At 69.0% G+C, this 18,639-nt stretch carries 15 protein-coding genes; 8 read left to right on the top strand and 7 right to left on the bottom strand.

All coding sequences use genetic code 11. The annotated features are described in order from the left end of the window. Nucleotides 1-69: 69 nt before the first annotated feature. The 3 genes from ACWF9G_RS01345 (at nucleotide 70) to ACWF9G_RS01335 (ending at nucleotide 5,974) form a co-directional block, all read left to right on the top strand. Nucleotides 70-3,918, top strand: coding sequence for an nSTAND1 domain-containing NTPase (locus ACWF9G_RS01345; protein WP_452512784.1), 3,849 nt, complete (start codon nucleotides 70-72; stop codon nucleotides 3,916-3,918). A 72-nt stretch (nucleotides 3,919-3,990) separates the two neighbouring features. Continuing rightward, nucleotides 3,991-5,769: a PspC domain-containing protein gene (locus ACWF9G_RS01340; protein WP_452512782.1), complete on the top strand. Its 1,779-nt coding sequence runs from the start codon at nucleotides 3,991-3,993 to the stop codon at nucleotides 5,767-5,769. Then, nucleotides 5,762-5,974 (top strand): hypothetical protein, encoded by a 213-nt coding sequence (locus tag ACWF9G_RS01335; protein ID WP_379303532.1) that lies wholly within the window; start codon nucleotides 5,762-5,764, stop codon nucleotides 5,972-5,974. The genes ACWF9G_RS01340 and ACWF9G_RS01335 overlap by 8 nt, the downstream gene beginning before the upstream one ends. Before the next feature lie 300 nt (nucleotides 5,975-6,274). Here the strand turns inward: ACWF9G_RS01335 and guaA are convergent, their stop codons facing one another. Then, on the bottom strand, nucleotides 6,275-7,849 hold the full coding sequence (guaA, locus tag ACWF9G_RS01330; protein WP_379303534.1) for a glutamine-hydrolyzing GMP synthase: 1,575 nt from the start codon (nucleotides 7,847-7,849) through the stop codon (nucleotides 6,275-6,277). Nucleotides 7,850-7,959: 110 nt separating this feature from the next. On the opposite strand from guaA, the gene ACWF9G_RS01325 reads away from it, so the two are divergent. Then, nucleotides 7,960-8,760 carry an alpha/beta fold hydrolase gene (locus tag ACWF9G_RS01325; RefSeq protein ID WP_379303536.1) on the top strand — a complete coding sequence of 267 codons (801 nt, stop codon included), beginning with the start codon at nucleotides 7,960-7,962 and terminating at the stop codon, nucleotides 8,758-8,760. On the opposite strand, the gene ACWF9G_RS01320 is transcribed toward ACWF9G_RS01325, so the two are convergent. Next, the gene (locus ACWF9G_RS01320) at nucleotides 8,757-9,911 is read right to left on the bottom strand and encodes a GuaB3 family IMP dehydrogenase-related protein (protein ID WP_379303538.1); all 1,155 of its coding nucleotides are present in this window, start codon (nucleotides 9,909-9,911) and stop codon (nucleotides 8,757-8,759) included. The genes ACWF9G_RS01325 and ACWF9G_RS01320 overlap by 4 nt on opposite strands. A 112-nt stretch (nucleotides 9,912-10,023) precedes the next feature. Next, nucleotides 10,024-11,568 (bottom strand): IMP dehydrogenase, encoded by a 1,545-nt coding sequence (gene guaB, locus ACWF9G_RS01315; RefSeq protein WP_452512779.1) that lies wholly within the window; start codon nucleotides 11,566-11,568, stop codon nucleotides 10,024-10,026. Between the two features lie 217 nt (nucleotides 11,569-11,785). Here guaB and ACWF9G_RS01310 point away from each other — a divergent pair, with 217 nt between their 5' ends. Next, the gene (locus ACWF9G_RS01310) at nucleotides 11,786-12,199 is read left to right on the top strand and encodes a DUF5319 domain-containing protein (RefSeq protein WP_022567296.1); all 414 of its coding nucleotides are present in this window, start codon (nucleotides 11,786-11,788) and stop codon (nucleotides 12,197-12,199) included. 126 nt (nucleotides 12,200-12,325) lie between these two features. On the opposite strand, the gene ACWF9G_RS01305 is transcribed toward ACWF9G_RS01310, so the two are convergent. The 3 genes from ACWF9G_RS01305 to ACWF9G_RS01295 form a co-directional block, all read right to left on the bottom strand. Then, nucleotides 12,326-13,426: an anti-sigma-D factor RsdA gene (locus ACWF9G_RS01305; RefSeq protein ID WP_452512777.1), complete on the bottom strand. Its 1,101-nt coding sequence runs from the start codon at nucleotides 13,424-13,426 to the stop codon at nucleotides 12,326-12,328. Next, nucleotides 13,419-13,997, bottom strand: a complete 579-nt coding sequence (locus tag ACWF9G_RS01300) for a sigma-70 family RNA polymerase sigma factor (protein WP_110037079.1) — start codon at nucleotides 13,995-13,997, stop codon at nucleotides 13,419-13,421. Before ACWF9G_RS01300 ends, ACWF9G_RS01305 begins: the two co-directional genes overlap by 8 nt. Nucleotides 13,998-14,154: 157 nt before the next feature. Beyond that, nucleotides 14,155-14,988, bottom strand: a complete 834-nt coding sequence (locus tag ACWF9G_RS01295; protein WP_452512775.1) for a hypothetical protein — start codon at nucleotides 14,986-14,988, stop codon at nucleotides 14,155-14,157. Between the two features lie 624 nt (nucleotides 14,989-15,612). Between ACWF9G_RS01295 and ACWF9G_RS01290 the strand changes: the two genes are divergently transcribed. From ACWF9G_RS01290 to ACWF9G_RS01280, 3 genes are all read left to right on the top strand, one after another. Beyond that, nucleotides 15,613-15,906, top strand: a complete 294-nt coding sequence (locus tag ACWF9G_RS01290; protein ID WP_022567299.1) for a WhiB family transcriptional regulator — start codon at nucleotides 15,613-15,615, stop codon at nucleotides 15,904-15,906. A gap of 125 nt (nucleotides 15,907-16,031) precedes the next feature. Beyond that, nucleotides 16,032-16,649 (top strand): sigma-70 family RNA polymerase sigma factor, encoded by a 618-nt coding sequence (locus ACWF9G_RS01285; protein WP_379303546.1) that lies wholly within the window; start codon nucleotides 16,032-16,034, stop codon nucleotides 16,647-16,649. 1 nt (nucleotide 16,650) lies between these two features. Next, entirely contained in the window at nucleotides 16,651-16,902 is a 252-nt protein-coding gene (locus ACWF9G_RS01280) for an RskA family anti-sigma factor (protein ID WP_379303548.1), read from the top strand. A gap of 57 nt (nucleotides 16,903-16,959) precedes the next feature. On the opposite strand, the gene groL is transcribed toward ACWF9G_RS01280, so the two are convergent. Beyond that, nucleotides 16,960-18,570 carry a chaperonin GroEL gene (groL, locus tag ACWF9G_RS01275; protein ID WP_379303550.1) on the bottom strand — a complete coding sequence of 537 codons (1,611 nt, stop codon included), beginning with the start codon at nucleotides 18,568-18,570 and terminating at the stop codon, nucleotides 16,960-16,962. Nucleotides 18,571-18,639: the final 69 nt, after the last annotated feature.

Raw genomic sequence — 18,639 nt, 5'->3', positions numbered from 1 at the left:
GGCCTCGCGCCGGGTCCCGATCGACCAAATAGCATTCCCCTCGGTCGTTTTCATCGAACGGGGGGTTCCTTGACCATCACCGAGCCGGAAAGCTCCTCGCCGCGTGCGATTTTCGCCCAGCGATTCGCCGAACTCTATGCTGCGGCAGGCAATCCGACCCTGCGCCGGGTCGCCACGGCTACCGAGCGGCGCATGCGAAATACCCAGGCGGGCACGCCGTCACCCCAGCGCATCAGCGACTGGAAGGCCGGTCGCAATGTGCCTGCCCGCTTCGAATCGCTGCTGCCGGTGGTGCTGACCCTGATCGACCTGACCGCGAAGGCACAGCGTGAACTCCCCCGCAGACTCGCCGATCCGCACGAATGGCGCCGCCTGTGGCAGGAATCGGTGACCTGGACCGCGACGGCGGGCGAGGGCGACACCTGCCCCTACCCCGGCCTGCGCGCCTTCCGCGCCGAGGAACGCTCCCTGTTCTTCGGCCGGGAACAGGCCACCACCGAATTCGTCGACCTGGTCCGCGCCACCACCGGCATCGTGGTGCTGATCGGCGCGTCGGGCGCGGGCAAGTCCTCGCTGCTGGCCGCGGGCCTGCGCCCGGCCCTCGACCTGCCCACCGCCACCATGACACCGGGCGCGACGCCGACCACCGCCCTCGCCGCCGCACTCACCGACGACCTCCGGGTCCTGATCGTCGACCAGTTCGAGGAACTGTTCACCCTCTGCCCCGACGAGGCCGAACGCTCGACCTTCCTCACCACGCTCGCCGACCTGACCACCCGCCCGCACGATCCGCTCACCGTCGTCCTGGCACTACGCGCCGACTTCTACGAACGCTGTCTGCACCACCCGGTCCTGCGGGACAGCCTGCGGCACAACAACTATCTGCTCGGCCCGATGTCGCCCGACGAGTTGTCGCACGCGATCACCGGACCATCGGCGGCCGCCGGACTCACCCTCGAACAGGGCCTGGAAGAACTGGTGCTGACCGAACTGCGCGGACTCGGCGGGCACACCGACGCCGATGCCTACGATCCCGGCACGCTGCCGTTGCTGTCGCACGTGATGGCCGCGACCTGGCAGCAGCGCGAAGGTCGCAAGCTCACCGTCGCCGGTTATCGCAAGGCGGGCGGGGTGGCGGGCTCGGTCGCCGAGACCGCCGAACTGGCCTGGAGCGAGCTCTCCCCGGCCCAGCAGGCCACCGCCCAGGAGATGCTGGGATCGCTGGTCACCGTCGGGCAAGACGCGCGCGACACCCGGCGCATCGTCGACCGCACCGAATTGCTCACGCGCAGCAGCGATCCCGACGCCGCGGCGGAGGCGCTGGAAGTTCTCGCCGCCAGTCGCCTGATCGCGCTCGACGCGGGCTCGGTCCAGTTCTCCCACGAGATCGTGCTGACCGCCTGGCCCCGGCTGCGCGGATGGATCGAGATCGATCGAGTCGGACACCTGGTGCGGCAGCGGCTGGAGAGCGACGCCACCGAATGGGAAACCGCCGCACGCGATCCCGCGCTGCTCTATCGCGGTACGCGGCTCGACAGCGCGCGCGAACACACCCGCGGCACCGCGACCAGCCCACGCGCCCGCGCCTTTCTCGACGCCTCGGGACGGTCGGCCCAGCTGGGACGACGCCGGCGGGCAGGCGCCGCCGCCATCGTGGTCGCGCTGCTGGCCACCGGTGTGGTCGCCTGGGACCGCGGCAAGCTGGCCGATCAGCGCACAGCGGACCGTGACTACGCGGAACTGGTCGCCGCGGCGCAACGGACCCGAACCACCGATCCGTCGCTGTCGGCGCAGTTGTCGCTGGCCGCGTATCGGATGCGGCCCGACCTCTCGACCCGGACTCAGCTGCTGAACACCCAGGAGTTGCCGCTCGCGGTCACCGTGCCCGCCCATGAGCAACCCGTCGAATCGCTGGTCGCCCGACCGTCGGACGGGCTGCTCGTTTCCATCGATCTCGACAACAAGGTCATGCTCTGGGACACCACCGTCCCGCAGCGGCCGGTGCGCATCGAGACCGATTTCGACGCACCTCTCGAAAGCTTGGCGTTTGTCGCCGGTGGTTCGAACGCGGTCACCAATGGGTCAGCGGGCGTTCAGTTCTGGGACTTCGCACAGCCGGAGTCACCGCGGCTGCTGCACACGCTCACCACCAGCCGACGCCAGTCGATCGCGGTCAGTCCGAACGGGACCCAGCTCGCCGAATCGGATGCGTCGTCGGTGACGTTCTGGGCTCTCGGCGACCCGTCCGGCCCCGTGCGGTCGAGGAGCATCGATGTGCCCCGCGACGGATCCGAGCACGTGGCATCCGCCGTCGATTTCAGTCCCGACGGCACCCTGCTCGCAGTGAGCCGATCTGCGTACGACCCGGGGGTTCCCGATGTCGTGCAGCTGTGGGACGTCCGCGACCCGGCAGCCGCACGTCTCGCCGGGACAATCCCCAGCACCGCTCATCTCCGTGACTTCGAGTTCAGCTCGGACAGCTCGCTCTTGGCGATCGGCACCTTCGGATCGCCCGACACCGACGGTCCGCTATCGAGCCGAGTGGAGCTTTGGCAGGTCACCGATCCTGGCAATCCCCGCAGGTACGGGTCCCCGTTTCGGGTCGACGACGGCGTTATGCATTCGATCGCCTTCGCCCCGAACAGCTCCATGCTCGCCACGAGCGCCGGAGACGCGGGCAGATTGTGGAACATCACCGATCGTGTTCAGCCGGAGCAAGCCGCACCCGCGCTGTCGGTGAGCCCGGGCCACTGCCTGCGATCCTTGGTCGCGTCCTGCGAGAACGGGCCGCGATCGCTGATTTTCCTTCCAGACAGACCGTTACTGGCCGGAGCTGGCAACGATGGAACGTTGCGCATCTGGTCGATCCCGCGATCGCTGGTCGCGACAGCCCAGCACTCCTCGTACCTGCCCGTTTTCGACCGAACAGGCGACCGGATGGCCGTGCTGTCCAGCAATGGGGCCGTGACGGTCTGGGACACCGCCGAACCCCGCAACCCGGTCCGGCGAGCGACGATCCCCGGTTCGCCCGGTCGTTCTCAACCCGCGCTGAGTCCCGACGGACGCACGCTGTCGATCCACGACCGCTACGGCGCACAGCGGCTCGTCTTCGACCTCGACGATCCCGGCAACCCGCGCCCCCTGCCCCCGTGGCCCGCCATCGGCACTATGTCGTCGACAGTCGAGGGCAATCGGATGCTGGTGGGCGACGGTACCTCGATCCAGATGTGGGACATCACCGACCGGACAACGCCGGTTCGTCTGGGCGCACCGATCACCACGACGTTCGGCGAGGTCTTCCTGGGCCGGTTCCACGCCGACGGCGACAAGCTGGAGACCGTATCCTTCGATCCGGACGACCGCCGGCGGCCGTACATGCGCGAGATCTGGAGCATCAGCGACCCCGACAATCCGAGTGTGATCGGCGAGATCGGCAACAATGCCTCGGCCATCTTCCAGCCCTCGCTTTTCCTACCCGACAATCGGACCATGATCGTGACGGAATTCGACAACCTCCGGCTGTGGGACATCGAAGGCCCCGAGACGATCGGACCGCTCGCCGACACACTCCGCACCGAAATGGCACCGATCGTCGCGCTGTCCACGTCGGTGGACTCCCACAGTCTCGCTATCTCGAGCGACGACGGAACAACCGCGCTCTGGTATCTCGACGACCCACGCGCGCCCCGCAAGGGCGCCGGGCCGCTGGGTCCTGCCGACGGGCTCAACCGCCACGTAGTCCTGCATCCCGCCGGCGAACAGCTCATGATCGTCACCGACAACGGCCAGCTCGGTGTCTGGGATCTGGACCCCGAACTGGTCGCCGAACGGATCTGCGCGGCCACCGACGACGCGCTCACCGAACCCGTCTGGCGACGCCAGGTGCCCAACGTCTCCTACCGCCCGCCCTGCGCCTGACCGGGGAACCCGGGCAAACCTCAGGGTTCACCCCGATGTGCGAAAGGGCTGGTCCGGCACACCATGGATGGCATGAGCAGAGCGAGCTTCGGTGACCAAATCCAGCAGATGTGGCACACGCGGCCCGTCCGGCTGCCTCGGCAGGGGCCGATCGCCGGTGTCGCCGCGGGGTTCGGGCTGCGGTACGGCGTCGATCCGGTGCTGCTGCGGGTGGCGTTCGTCGTGTCGACCATCTTCGGTGGCGCGGGCATCGTGCTGTACCTGCTGGCGTGGCTGATCCTGAGTTCGGCGGGGAACGAGGTGTCGGCGGCCGAGGCGCTGACCGAGCACGCGCGCGGCACGCACTCGCAGACCAAGACGATCGTGCTGATCGTCGCGCTGGCGATCGCGGTGTCGACCATGGGTCCGATGGGGCTCGGGCTCGGCGGGTCGGGCGTGGTGAGTATGGGCCTGATGCTCGCGGGCTGGTGGATGCTCTACATCCGGCACCCCGAACTGCCGACCGGTTTCGACACCGTCCGCGCCGGGTCGCTCGGCACGGGGAGCTATCCGGCCGCCACCGGCTATCCGACCGGCGTACCGGTCCGCGGCTACCCGTACATCCCGGACGTGCCGCCGACCGGGATGTACACGCCCTACACCAAGCTGCCCGACGCCTACGTCCCCGATCCGGCCACGACCGTGCTGCCCCGCGAGGAAACCCGCGCCGACGCAGCCGAATCCACACCGCTACTGCGCGTCGATGCCACCGACACGATCGTCCTGCACAAGGACGTCACGCCCGCGGCCACCGACGAGCCCGGCACCGCCGAGCCGTCTTCCGCCACCACGGCGGCCGTCGCGTCCGAATCAGGCCCGGCCACACCGGTGGACGTCGCACCTGAATCAGGTTCGGCCACGCTGGCTGACTCCACCGACTCGGCGTCCGCCGCCCCAGCCACGGCGGCCGACGCGGACTCCACTCCACTACGCGCCGCGTCGACCGATCTCGCGCCCGTGGATTCGAGCGATCCCACGATGACCATCGATCTCGACAAACGCGACGCCGGATCATCCGAGGTGGTGACTCCTGAGCCGATCCAGAATCCCGCCCTCGGCACGACCGCCGTCCTCCGCAAGGAGATCCCCGTCCCGCCCTCTCCCACACCGGGTTTCCCGCGCACCGGCGCGCAGGTGCCCAGCGGCGTCGATCCGCTCAGCATCGCACCACTGGCCTGGGAACTCCCCGAGGCGGCGCCGCGCTACGCCGTGGCGGTACCGCCACCGCTGCCGAAACGCCCACGCTCCCGGCTCACCCCGGTCACCATCGGCCTGGCGATCCTGGCGGCAGCGGTGGCGGGTGCGGCGGCGGCCTCGGGTGTGGAATGGATGACCCCCGCGCGGATCGCGGCCTTCGCCCTGGCGGTCGTCGGCCTCGGACTCATCGCGGGCGCCTTCCTGCGGCGCGGTTACGGACTGCTGGTGCTCACCGCACCGCTGGCCGGGTTCGTGCTGCTGGCCTCGCTGATCGGCCCGATCGACTTCGAGAACAACGGCGCCGTCGGCGACCGTGTCTGGGCGCCGACCTCGGTGTCGGAGCTGCAGCCCCGCTACGCCCTCGACATCGGTTCCGGCACGCTGGATCTGCGTGGCCTGAATCTCACGGAGTCCCGCAGCGTGGAGGTCGCGGTGAACATCGGTGACGCGAAAGTGCACCTGCCCGAAGGGATGACAGTGAACACGACATGTGACATCCGCGTGGCCGACTCGACCTGCGTGGAAGGACTGAGCGGGCCGGGCACCCCCGGCGCACCGGTCCTCGATCTGCACATCAAGATGCACCTCGGTGATGTGGAGGTGACCCGTGGCTGATCAGACCAGCGTCGACACGCAGCGCCGACCCGCGTTCTCCCTGCTCTGCACCGGCCTGATCGCGCTCGCCCTGAGCGTGTGGGCGCTGCTGGGCGCACCCACTCCCGAGGGCGGCGGCATCCTGCCGATCGGCTGGGGCGTGGTGATCACGGCGATCGTCATCGGCCTGCTGCTGACCTTCTCCCCGCGTCGCAAACGACACTGACGAAAGACAACCGGACAACCGAGACACGACAATGGCCCGTCTCCGTGACGGGCCATTGTTGTCGGAGGACAACGGCAATGGACGAACGCACCGACCGCACGCAGGAAACTCGCCCCTCGAATGGACTACCGCTGGGCCGAATCCTGCTGGCGTACCGGCACAAACCACCAATCGCCACCACCACGTTTCCGGCCGCCTCGCCGCCGAGGGGCGAGACGTAACGCCGCAGGCGCGGTATCGCCCCTCGGCGGTCAGGTCACGAGGCCGAAAACCCGCGGCGCCAGCCGCCAGATATACAGCTCACTCCCATTCGATGGTGCCCGGCGGCTTGCTCGTCACATCGAGCACGACGCGGTTGACGTCCTTCACCTCGTTGGTGATCCGGGTGGAGATGCGTTCGAGCACGTCGTAGGGCAGGCGAGTCCAGTCCGCGGTCATCGCGTCCTCGCTCGACACCGGGCGCAGCACGATCGGGTGACCGTAGGTGCGGCCGTCGCCCTGCACGCCGACCGAGCGCACATCGGCAAGCAGCACGACCGGGCACTGCCAGATCTGCTTGTCCAGGCCTGCGGCGGTGAGTTCCTCGCGGGCGATGGCGTCGGCCTGGCGGAGCAGGTCGAGCCGGTCGGCGGTCACCTCGCCGACGATGCGGATGGCCAGGCCGGGGCCGGGGAAGGGCTGGCGGGCAACGATTTCCTCCGGCAGGCCCAGCTCGCGGCCGACCGCGCGGACCTCGTCCTTGAACAGCAGGCGCAGCGGCTCGACCAGGTCGAACTCGAGGTCGTCGGGCAGGCCGCCGACATTGTGGTGGCTCTTGATGTTGGCGGTGCCGGTGCCGCCGCCGGATTCGACGACGTCCGGGTACAGGGTGCCCTGCACCAGGAACTCGACCTTCGGGGCAGCGCCTGCGGCAGCGCCCTCCTCGAGCACGATGCCGGCGACCGCGTCCTCGAACGAGCGGATGAACTCGCGGCCGATGATCTTGCGCTTCTCCTCCGGGTCGGAGACGCCCTTCAGCTCGCCGAGGAACTTGTCGACCGCGTCGACGGTCACCAGCTTGGCGCCGGTCGCGGCGACGAAGTCCTGCTGCACCTGCTCGCGCTCGCCGGCCCGCAGCAGACCGTGGTCGACGAACACACAGGTGAGCCGGTCACCGATCGCGCGCTGCACCAGGGCGGCGGCGACGGCGGAGTCGACGCCACCGGACAGGCCGCAGATCGCGTGGCCGTCACCGATCTGCGCGCGCACGTCCTCGATCAGCGCGTCGGCGATATTGGCCGGGGTCCACGCCGCGGGGATACCCGCCAGCTCGTGCAGGAAGCGGCTCAGCACCTGCTGGCCGTGCGGGGAGTGCAGCACCTCGGGGTGGTACTGGACGCCGGCCAGGCGGCGCGCGCGATCCTCGAACGCGGCGACCGGAGCGCCCGCGGTGGTGCCGGTGACCTCGAAGCCCTCCGGGGCGTCGGTCACGGCGTCACCGTGGCTCATCCACACCGGCTGCACCGTCGGCAGGCCGCCGTGCAGCACACCGCCGTCGATATTGAGCTCGGTGCGGCCGTACTCGCGGGTGCCGGTGTGCGACACCGTGCCGCCGAGCGCCTGCGCCATCGCCTGGAAGCCGTAGCAGATACCGAACACCGGCACGTCCAGGTCGAACAGCCGCGCGTCGAGCTGCGGTGCGCCCTCGGCGTACACGCTGGACGGGCCGCCGGACAGGATCACCGCCAGGGGCTGCTTGTCGGCGATCTCCTCCACCGTCATGGTGTGTGGAATCACCTCGGAGAACACCCGCGCCTCACGCACCCGGCGGGCGATCAGCTGGGCGTACTGTGCGCCGAAGTCGACGACGAGGACCGGTCTCTGAGTTTCTGCCACCGCCCCAGTTTAGTGACGGTGTACGAAGCCCGAGCAACGGGCATCGGTCCGTGCCCACGCGTTGGGAGAACATTGCGCAATACCCGGTCGACCTGGCTATCCTCGTGCACGTGCCATTCGCCCGCGCGATCGATGCCGACATCTACTACGAGGACAGCGGTGGCACGGGGCCGGTGGTGTTGCTCGCCCACGAATTCTTCATGGACCGCACCATGTTCGCCTCCCAGCAGGCCGCTCTCGCTCCTGAATTCCGCATCGTGGCCTGGGACGCGCGCGGGCACGGCCGCACCAAGGATCAGCGGCTGCCCTTCACCTACTGGACCGCCGCGCGCGACGCGCTGACGGTCCTCGACCACATCGGCGCCGAACGCGCCATCGTCGGCGGCACCGCGCAAGGGGGCTTCACCGCATTGCGGACCGCGCTGGTCGCGCCGGAACGCGTCGCCGCGCTCATCCTCATCAGCACCGAGGCGCACGGGCCGACCAGGGAACAGTCCACCGCGACCCAGCGCTTCCTCGACGAATGGCACGACAAGGGCTCGCGGGAAGAAGCAGCGGGCCGCCTGGCCGACTGGCTGATCGGCGACGACGACTGGTACCGCGGCATCTGGACCAAGCGCTGGGTCGGTGACGCGCACAACGGCCTCGACGCCGCCGTCGGCTGCCTGCTCGGCCGCGACTCGGTGCTGGACCGGCTGCGCGAGATCACCTGCCCCGCGCTGATCATCCACGCCACCCACAGCGGCATCGCGGGCGATCGCGCCCGCACGCTGGCCGACGGGCTCACCGCCTCCACATTCCTGGAGATCGATGGCGCCCGTCTGGCCGTCACGATGACCCACCCGGAACCGGTCAACACGGCGATCGCGCGATTCCTGCGGGACCGGGTCTCACCGACCCACGTGCGCTAGCGGACGCTGAGCCCGACCTTCTGGAATTCCTTGAGGTCGGAGTAGCCGGCCTTGGCCATCGAGCGGCGCAGGCCGCCGACCAGGTTCAGCGAACCGAACGGGTCGTCGGAGGGGCCGTAGAGCACGCGCTCGAGGCTCGGGCGCGTGACGGTGCCGTCGGCGCCGTCCAGCCAGGACTCGTCGACCGGCAGGAACGAACCACGCGGCACCGAGGGGTGCGCGGTCGCCGAGGGCCAGTACCAGCCGCGGCCGGGCGCCTCGGCCGCCGCCGACAGCGGCACGCCGAGCATCACGGCGTCGGCGCCGCAGGCGATGGCCTTGGCCAGCTGGCCGGAGGTGGCCACATCGCCGTCGGCGATGACGTGCACGTAGCGGCCGCCGGTCTCGTCGAGGTAGTCGCGCCGTGCCGCGGCGGCGTCGGCGATCGCGGTCGCCATCGGGACGCCGATGCCGAGCACCTCGCCGGTGGTGGTGGCGCCGGGGTAGGAGCCGTAGCCGACGATGACGCCCGCGGCGCCGGTGCGCATCAGGTGCAGCGCGGTGCGGTGATCGCTCACGCCACCGGCGACGACCGGCACGTCCAGCTCGGCGATGAAGGTCTTCAGATTCAGCGGCTCACCGTCGCCGACATGCTCGGCGGAGATGATGGTGCCCTGCACGACCAGCAGGTCGACACCGGCCTGCACCAGGGCAGGGGTGAGGGCGCGGGCGTTCTGCGGGCCCACCCGGACCGCGGTGGTCACGCCGGCCGCGCGCACCTGCGCGACAGCGGCCGCGAGCAGGTCGGGCTGCATCGGCGCGGCGTGTAATTCCTGGAGCAGGGAGATCGCGCGTTCGTAACCCCCCTTGTCGACGAGATCGATCAGCTGATCGATCTTGTCCTGCACGTCGGCGTGCCGGGCCCACAGTCCCTCACCGTTGATCACACCGAGGCCGCCGAGGCGACCCAGCTCGATCGCGAACTCGGGCGAGACCAGCGCGTCGGTGGGGTGCGAGAGTACCGGGACCTCGAAGCGGTACGCGTCGAGCTGCCAGGCCAGCGAGACCTGCTTGGACGAGCGCGTCCGCCGCGAGGGGACGATGTCGACGTCGTCGAGCTCGTAGGTGCGACGGGCGACGCGGCCCATGCCGATTTCCACCATGTCACGCACAGTTGCTCCCTGTGTTCGGGCGCGCGTGTGCGCGCGTTGTCGCGGCCGGAGAACGACCGCATGGCTGTGCGCCGGGAGCGTACCTCCCGGCGCACAAACGCACCTATTGTACTCAGCCGCGCCCGGTGTAGTTCGGGGCCTCGACGGTCATGGTGATGTCGTGCGGGTGGCTCTCCTTGAGGCCCGCCGCGGTGATCTGCACGAACTGAGCGCCCTGCAGGTGCTCGATGTTCTGCGAACCGGTGTAGCCCATGGCCGCGCGCAGGCCGCCGACGAGCTGGTGGATCACCTGGTTGACCGGGCCGCGGAACGGGACCCGGCCCTCGATGCCCTCGGGGACCAGCTTGTCCTCGGCGAGCACGTCGTCCTGGAAGTAGCGGTCCTTGGAGTACGACTTGGCCTGGCCGCGGCCCTGCATGGCGCCGAGGGAGCCCATGCCGCGGTAGCTCTTGAACTGCTTGCCGTTCACCAGGATCAGGTCACCGGGGGCCTCGGCGGTGCCGGCGAGCAGCGAGCCGAGCATCACGGTGGACGCGCCGGCCGCGATGGCCTTGGCGACGTCACCGGAGTACTGCACGCCACCGTCGGCGATCACCGGCACGCCGGCGGCCTTGCACGCGGCGACCGCCTCGAGGATCGCGGTGATCTGCGGCGCGCCGACACCGGCGACCACGCGGGTGGTGCAGATGGAGCCGGGACCGACACCCACCTTGACAGCGTCGACGCCCGCCTCGACGAGCGCGGCCGCGCCTGCGCGGGTGGCGACATTGCCGCCGACGATCTGGATGCGATCGCCCACCTCGGCCTTGACCTTGGCGACCATCTGCAGCACCTGCGACTGGTGGCCGTGCGCGGTGTCGACGATCAGCACGTCGACCTGGGCGTCGGCCAGCGTCATCGCGCGCGACCAGGAGTCCTGGCCGACACCGATCGCGGCGCCGACCAGCAGGCGGCCGTCGCGGTCCTTGGTGGCGTTGGGGTACTGATCGGTCTTGACGAAGTCCTTGACTGTGATCAGGCCGCGCAGGCGGCCGTTGCCGTCGACGATCGGCAGCTTCTCGATCTTGTGGCGGCGCAGCAGACCCAGCGCGGCCTCGGCGGTGACGCCCTCCTGGGCGGTGATCAGCGGCGCCTTGGTCATCACCTCGTCGACGCGGCGCTCCTGATCGACCTCGAAGCGCATGTCACGGTTGGTGATGATGCCGACCAGCGCGCCGGTCTCGTCCACCACGGGCAGGCCCGAGATGCGGAACCGGGCACACATCGCGTCGACCTCGGCGAGGGTGTCGGTGGGACGACAGGTGACGGGGTCGGTCACCATGCCCGCCTCCGAGCGCTTGACCGTCTCCACCTGGGCGGCCTGATCGGCGGCCGACAGGTTGCGGTGCAGCACGCCCATGCCGCCCGCTCGCGCCATGGCGATGGCCATGCGCGCCTCGGTGACGGTGTCCATGGCCGAACTCACCAGCGGGGTGCGCAGGGTGATCTCCCTGGTGAGCCTGCTGGAGGTCTCGACGGAACTGGGGATGAGATCCGAGGCGGCAGGCAGCAACAGCACGTCGTCGAACGTGAGGCCGAGCATGGCGATCTTGGCCGGATCGTCGCCACCCGTAGGAGGGCGCACCGCGATTCGTTCGCCCGACACGGGATTACTCATTCGGATCGACCCCTCCTGGTCGTCGGTAGCAACGTACGCCGAAAGCTGCGATGCGACGGTGCTGAGCGGAAAAGATTGATGGTCGGTGAGAACAAGCTCGCCGACGCCTGCATTCCATGGTATCCGGCGGGCGAACACGCCTGTGAAGTGAGCCCCGCGGCAAACTTGCCCGGTGCATCGCTGGCGCAGACCACCAAGTACTGCGTACCGTGGGGATGTGCGTGACCATCTACCACCTGGCCTGCCGCCGGATCCCTTTGCCGGAGACCCCTCCGACCCGTCTGCCGCGCTCGATGCCATCGAGCCCGGCGAGCCGCTGGATCCTCATGAGCGCCTCGCGGTCGAGGAAGATCTCGCCGACCTCGCGGTGTACGAAGCCCTGCTTGCCCATCGCGGCATCCGCGGGCTCGTCGTCAGCTGCGAGGATTGTCGGCAAGATCACTACCACGACTGGGACATGCTGCGGGCGAACCTGCTCCAGCTACTCGTCGACGGCACCGTCCGTCCGCACGAGCCCGCCTACGACCCGACGCCCGAGGCGTACGTCACCTGGGACTACTGCCGCGGCTACGCGGACGCATCGATGAACGAGGCGTTCCACGGCGACGGCTTCGACGGCTTCGACAACTGAGCTGTCCGCCAGGCCCGCTCCCCCCGCACCGGTCACGCATGCGCGGGGACGATGGCGCCCGGCTCCGAACACAACGACGAAGGCCCCGAACCTCAGGTTCGGGGCCTTCGTCGTGGCTGGGAACGATCAGAGTGACGGCACCGCGGGCGGTGCGGGCAGGATCGACAGGGCCGGCGGGGTTTGCAGCGTCGGCGGAACCGTCGGCTGCGACTGATGCGATGTCGGGACCACCGTCGGCACGGTGACCGGCGGTTGTTCGACGATGGTGGTCTGCGGCGTTGTCGGCTCGACCGTCGCCGGGGGCGGCGTGCTCGGCACGGTGGTCACCGGCGGCACCGTCGGCTCGACGGTCTCCGGCGGGACGACCGGCTTGGTCTCCGGACCGGGCGACTGCAGGATCACCGGCGGTTCGGTGGTACCCGAACCGGGACCGGTCGGCGCCAGCGGAGCCGTGGTGGCCGGATTGCTCGTGGCCGGAGCCTGCGAGGGTGAACTCGGCTTGGTCGAACCGGGCGACGCCGGTGTCGACGGCGGCAGCTGCGCGGCGATCTCGGGGGCCCGCTTGGCCAGCTCGTCCCGCAGCAGGTTCCAGCGGGCGACCAGATCTTCCCGCTTGCCCTGGTCGTTGACCTGGGTCGCGGTGGCCGAAGCCTGTTCCAGCATGACCCGCGCCTGCTCCGGGTTGCCCGCGTCGAGCATGTTCTGCGCGGCGACCAGATCATCGTCGACCCGTGCAACGACGGTCGACTGGGCCTGCTCGCTGAACACGACCTCCTTGACCCGCCACAGCGGATCACCGGGGGCTGCGCTGTAGGAGAACGCCGTGATACCGCCGAAGACCACGGCCAGTGCCGCAGCCGCTCCGAGAATGGGGCGTACCAGCCGTAGACGTCCGCGCGAGGAAGCTCCGACCCGAACCTGCCGCGCGCCGATCTCCTGATTGACCGCCGCGAACACGGTGTCCAGATCAGGGCCCGCGGGCATCGGCTCGGCCAGGAGATCGGCCCGCCAATCCGCGAGTAACGACGCCAGCTGGAATTCCTCGGGGCTGTCGGTACGCACCGGGCCGTCGCTCGCGATCGCGTCGATCAGCGCATCGTCGCTGCGCACCGCCGCAATGTCGACCGGACCGGAATCACCGGCATCCTCGGCGGCGTAGGGACCGCTGTCGTGCGACCCACGCCAAACCTTCCGGTCGCCTCGACCGCGCTCGCCATCCCTAGCCATACATTTCACCTGCCCTCGCCACTTGTGACTTCAGTTTCGCGAGTGCCCTGTGCTGGGCCACCCGTATCGCCCCCGCCGTGCTGCCCACGGCGACTGCGGTCTCTTCTGCTGACAGACCCATGACCAAGCGCAGGATCAGGATTTCCCGATGTTTCTCGGGGAGCGTTGCCAGCAGAGTGTTCATCTGCCTGCTCGTCTCCGAGTCGAGAGCTCGCTGCTCCGGTCCCTGGTCGGTGGATATGACATCTGGTACTTCGGCCATCGCCTCCGCCTTGTTACGGGCGGCATTGCGATGGGCGTCGGCGACCTTGTGCGAAGCGATCCCGTATACGAAGGCCATGAAGGGCCGACCCTGATCCTGATAGCGGGGCAGGGCGGTCATCACAGCCAAACAGACCTCTTGCGCAACGTCGTCCGCGGAGAGCTGCCCGCGCTCCGCGGCTCCGATCCGAGCTCGGCAGTAGCGGACTACCAACGGCCGGATCAGTTCCAGTACCTGAGCTAAAGCAGTCCTGTCGCCCTGCGCAGCCGCAGCGACGGCGAGGTCCAACTCTTCGCCCATATGCGTCATCGTCAGAGATTTTCCTGGCGTTACGAGTGGCGCGGTCTGATGTGACCGAGCTTCCACCGAAGCGGCGGAACGGAACTAACAATAGCGACCCGTTGATCACCCGCGAGCGGGCCTGGTCCCTTCTATGAGACCTCTCAGGAAGATCAACAGAACCGGGTTACGAAACAGGCAGCGTGAAATCCCCGCCCCACGTGCGGATTCGGGCCGCGTGATCTGCGGCTTCGTCCGCGGCGGCCCTGGCTTCTGCCTGCTCACACACCCCGGCGCGCAGCATCGCGGTCGCCCATCGCAGGGGCAGCAAGGCGTGCTCGCGGCAGTCCACATCGACCGCGCGAGCCAGTTCCGCGGAGCGGTTCGTTTCGCCAGCGGCGGCGGTGGCCGCGGCGACGAGCAGAGCGGACTTCACCCGGTGCCGCACCGACGGCAGCGCGGCGGCGAGCTCGACCGCGAGCTCGGCGTCGCGCAAGGCGGGCGCGGCCTCGCCGCCGGCGAGCGCGGTCTCCGCGCGCACCCAGTGCCACCGCACCGCGCAGCGGGGTGGGGCTTCGGCCAGCAGCGGTTCCACCCGGCCGAGCAGTCTGCGAGCCAGGGCGAGTCTGCCGGTGCCGAGCGCGTCGGCGGCCAGGCCGGTGAAGGCGTCGGCCAGTGCCTCGGCGCGATCCGGTCCGGTGGCGCCGAGCGCGAGGTTCGCCGCGCGGCCGTCGAATGCCGCGGCGGCGGCGTGGCCACCGAGCTGACGCAGCAGCGATCCGCGGGTGCTTTCGACGCGGGATCGCAGCGCCGGATCGATCCGGGTTCCGGCGAGTATCCGCAGGTCGGATCGGGCGGCGGCGTATCGGCCCTGACCACCGAGCGCGACGGCCCGGTACCACCGTCGCGCGGGGTCGGCCGGTTCCGGCAACTCCGCAGCGGCCCGTCCGGGAGTGGGCCCGAAAGCCGTCGAAGCGAGTATTTCGGAACCGATATCCGCGGGTGAAGCCGTTCTCTGCACGACGAGACTGTAGCCGCCACCGCGCACCCGCGGTTCTCGTGATATGTCCCAACCGCGCCCGGACAGCTACCACTCAGCTTTTGCCCCGGTGGCCGATGTTGCCATCAGGTAAATCTCCGCCCGCCGCCGCCTCTACCGCAATGTTTCGAATTCACATGCGTTTCGCGCAATTAACCTCGGCGCCCTGTTTCCGCCATCTCCGCCGAGGCCGCGCACGAGGGTCGTTGTGATCCGTACCACCCGGACGAGGCGGAGGCCACCTGGCAGAACCCGCCCCTGACCGGCGCGACCTGGGAAAATGCCGACCGGCGTGGACACCGCGCGGCGACCGATCCATAGCCAACCGAACAGTATGAACGGAACGAGTGTGAAATGTAAACAGTGCGCAGGTTAAATTTCAGCGTTGCAGATTTGCGGAACCAATGCGCGGAACTATTGACGGAATTTCCCGCCTGCACCTAACGTAGCTCATCGCCGGGGTCGGCGCCGCGCGAAATTGCAGCGACCATCCAACGGCACCGTCAGGCACCGTCGAGCCGGCCACCTCTCCGGAGGTGGCGCGAAGACCTGCCGCACCAACTTCGCTCGACAACGCTGACGAGCTCGCACCACAAGGAGTTCACCATGCCCATGCCCACCCACCTCCCCGGTCCGAACGCCGACGTCTGGGATTGGCAGATGCGTGGCTCGTGCCGCGGACAGGACTCCGCCGTCTTCTTCCATCCGGACGGCGAGCGCGGCCGCGCCCGCACCGCGCGCGAGATGCGCGCCAAGGAGATCTGCCGGGCCTGCCCGGTGCTGATGCAGTGCCGCACCCACGCGCTCAAGGTCAGTGAGCCCTATGGCATTTGGGGCGGAATGTCGGAGACCGAACGCGAGATGCACGCGCGCCGCAACCGGCGCCGCATGGCCGTCTAGGCACCTCGGCAAATCCGACCCCATCCGCCCGGCGTGGCGTGCCGAATCTCTAGCAAATAGCTGGCACGCGATCAAAGCACCCCCGGGCGAAGGGAGGTCATAGCCGCGGGCTAGATTCGTGACCGATGACACAGAATGGGTTCCGAAGCGAAGCCTTCCCACCGAGCGTGGATTCTGCAGTTACCGCACGCGCGGCCGAAGGAGTCGAGCTAGCTGCACTGTTGGAACGATGCGGCCTGTCCGACCAGCATGCCTTTGCCGAACTGTACGACCGGACGTCTGCGCGCGTCTTCGGCCTGATCCTGCGGGTCCTGCACGACCCGGGATACGCGGAGGAGACCACGCAAGAGGTCTATCTCCAGATCTGGCGCACCGCAACGAGTTTCGACCCCACCAAGGGGTCGGCGGTGACCTGGCTGATGACGTTGGCGCACCGGCGGGCGGTCGACCGGGTTCGTGCCGAGCAAGCCCACACCCAGCGCGAAGTCGCCTACGGGATAAGGGTTCTCGGCAACGAATTCGACGAGGTCACCGAGGAGGTGGAACGCAGACTCGAACAACAGGCCGTCCAGCGCGGGCTCTCGACACTGACCGAGACCCAACGCGAGGCGATCTCGCTCGCCTACTACGGCGGGCGGACCTACGCTGAGGTAGCTCAGCATCTCGGCATAGGACTACCGACCGTTAAGTCCCGGATTCGGGACGGATTGACACGACTGAAGAAAAGTTTGGGGGTGACGTGAGATGAACGAAGCCCAGATCGATCTCGCGCACACCGTCGCGCTCGGATTGATCGACGACGAAGACCATCACACGATCCACACCATCATCGATACCGAAAATCCCACGCTCTGTACCGAGTTCTCGCGAGAGCTCCGCGGCACCCGCGAAGCTCTCGCCGTTCTCGGGTCAAGCACACCCGCCCCACCGCCCCCGTCCCTGCGCACGCGCCTGCTGGCGGCGATTCTCGCCGAAGAACCTCCGGTAGCGAGCTAGCAGACAACAAAAGGCCCCCGAACCGCTTGCGGTCCAGGGGCCTTCGTCAGTTGTGCGTCAGTGCGCGTGACCGTGATGCCCGTGGTTGTCGGCCTCTTCGGCCGGCTTCTCCACGATGGCGCTCTCGGTGGTCAGGATCATCCGCGCGACCGAGGCGGCGTTCACCACGGCGGAGCGGGTCACCTTGACCGGGTCGACGACACCGTCGGTGAGCAGGTCACCGTAGGTGAGGGTGGCGGCGTTGAAGCCTTCCTTGCCGTCGGCGACCTTGCTGACCACGACAGCGCCGTCGATACCGGCGTTGGTGGCGATCCAGAACAGCGGCGCCTCGAGGCCCTTGCGGACCACCTCGACGCCGACGGCCTGATCACCGGTCAGCGAGTCGCGCAGCTCGACCAGCGCGGTCGCGGCCTGCACCAGCGCGGTGCCGCCGCCGGGGACGATGCCCTCCTCGACCGCGGCCTTGGCCGCCGCGACCGCGTCGTCGACGCGGTACTTGCGCTCCTTGAGCGCGGTCTCGGTGGCCGCGCCGACGCGGATCACCGCGACGCCACCGGCCAGCTTGGCGAGGCGCTCCTCGAGCTTCTCGCGGTCCCAGTCGGAGTCGGTCGCCTCGATCTCGCGACGCAGCTGCGCGCTGCGGGCGGCGATGTCGTCCGCGGTGCCCGCACCGTCGATGAGCACGGTCTCGTCCTTGGTGACGACGACGCGACGCGCCTGACCGAGCTGCTCGATCGTGGCCTCGCGCAGGGTGACACCGAGATCGGGGTTGATCACGGTGCCGCCGGTGACGACGGCCAGGTCGTCGAGGAACGCCTTGCGGCGGTCACCGAAGAACGGCGCCTTCACCGCGACGGCCTTGATCGTCTTGCGGATGGAGTTGACCACCAGCGTCGACAGCGCCTCGCCCTCGATGTCCTCGGCGATGATCAGCACGGCCTTGCCGGACTCGGCGATCTTCTCGAGCAGCGGCAGCAGGTCGGGCAGCGAGCTGATCTTGTCGCGGTGCAGCAGGACGTAGGTGTCCTCCAGCACGGCCTGCTGGGTCTCGGGGTCGGTCACGAAGTAGGGCGAGAGGTAGCCCTTGTCGAACTGCACGCCCTCGGTGATGACGAGTTCGGTCTGCGTGGTCGAGGACTCCTCGACGGTGACGACGCCGTCCTTGCCGACGGTGGTCAGCGCCTTGCCGACCATCTCGCCGATCTCCTCGTCCCGCGAGGAGACGGTGGCGACCTGGGCGATGGCCTTCTCGCCGGAGACCGGGGTCGACGCGGCGAGCAGCACCTCCGACACCTTGTCGGCGGCCAGCGCGATGCCCTGGCCGAGGGAGATCGGGTTGGCGCCGGCGGCGACGTTCTTCAGGCCGGCGCGCACGAAGGCCTGGGCCAGCACGGTCGCGGTGGTCGTACCGTCGCCCGCGACGTCGTTGGTCTTGGTGGCGACGCTCTTGACGAGCTGGGCGCCGAGGTTCTCGAAGGGATCTTCGAGGTCGATGTCACGCGCGATGGTGACACCGTCGTTGGTCACGGTCGGGCCACCGAAGGCCTTCGCCAGCACGACGTGGCGGCCACGGGGACCGAGGGTCACCTTGACGGCGTCGGCGAGCTTGTCGACACCGCGTTCCAGAGCCCGGCGAGCCTTCTCGTCGAACTCGATCTGCTTTGCCATAGAGGATTCAGCTCCTGTGTGAGAACGCAATCCGCCCCGGGTCGGTTTGACGACGCCGGGGCGGAACGC

Source organism: Nocardia sp. NPDC055029, assembly GCF_053608525.1.
This window is presented reverse-complemented; position numbering and strand designations above follow the sequence as displayed.

Coding starts and splice junctions, on each gene's coding strand:
- ACWF9G_RS01340 (WP_452512782.1), top strand. CDS start 3,991: ATGAGCAGAGCGAGCTTCGGTGACCAAATCCAGCAGATGTGGCACACG.
- guaB (WP_452512779.1), bottom strand. CDS start 11,568: ATGAGTAATCCCGTGTCGGGCGAACGAATCGCGGTGCGCCCTCCTACG.
- ACWF9G_RS01280 (WP_379303548.1), top strand. CDS start 16,651: ATGAACGAAGCCCAGATCGATCTCGCGCACACCGTCGCGCTCGGATTG.
- groL (WP_379303550.1), bottom strand. CDS start 18,570: ATGGCAAAGCAGATCGAGTTCGACGAGAAGGCTCGCCGGGCTCTGGAA.
- ACWF9G_RS01300 (WP_110037079.1), bottom strand. CDS start 13,997: ATGACGCATATGGGCGAAGAGTTGGACCTCGCCGTCGCTGCGGCTGCG.
- ACWF9G_RS01290 (WP_022567299.1), top strand. CDS start 15,613: ATGCCCATGCCCACCCACCTCCCCGGTCCGAACGCCGACGTCTGGGAT.
- ACWF9G_RS01305 (WP_452512777.1), bottom strand. CDS start 13,426: ATGGCTAGGGATGGCGAGCGCGGTCGAGGCGACCGGAAGGTTTGGCGT.
- ACWF9G_RS01285 (WP_379303546.1), top strand. CDS start 16,032: ATGACACAGAATGGGTTCCGAAGCGAAGCCTTCCCACCGAGCGTGGAT.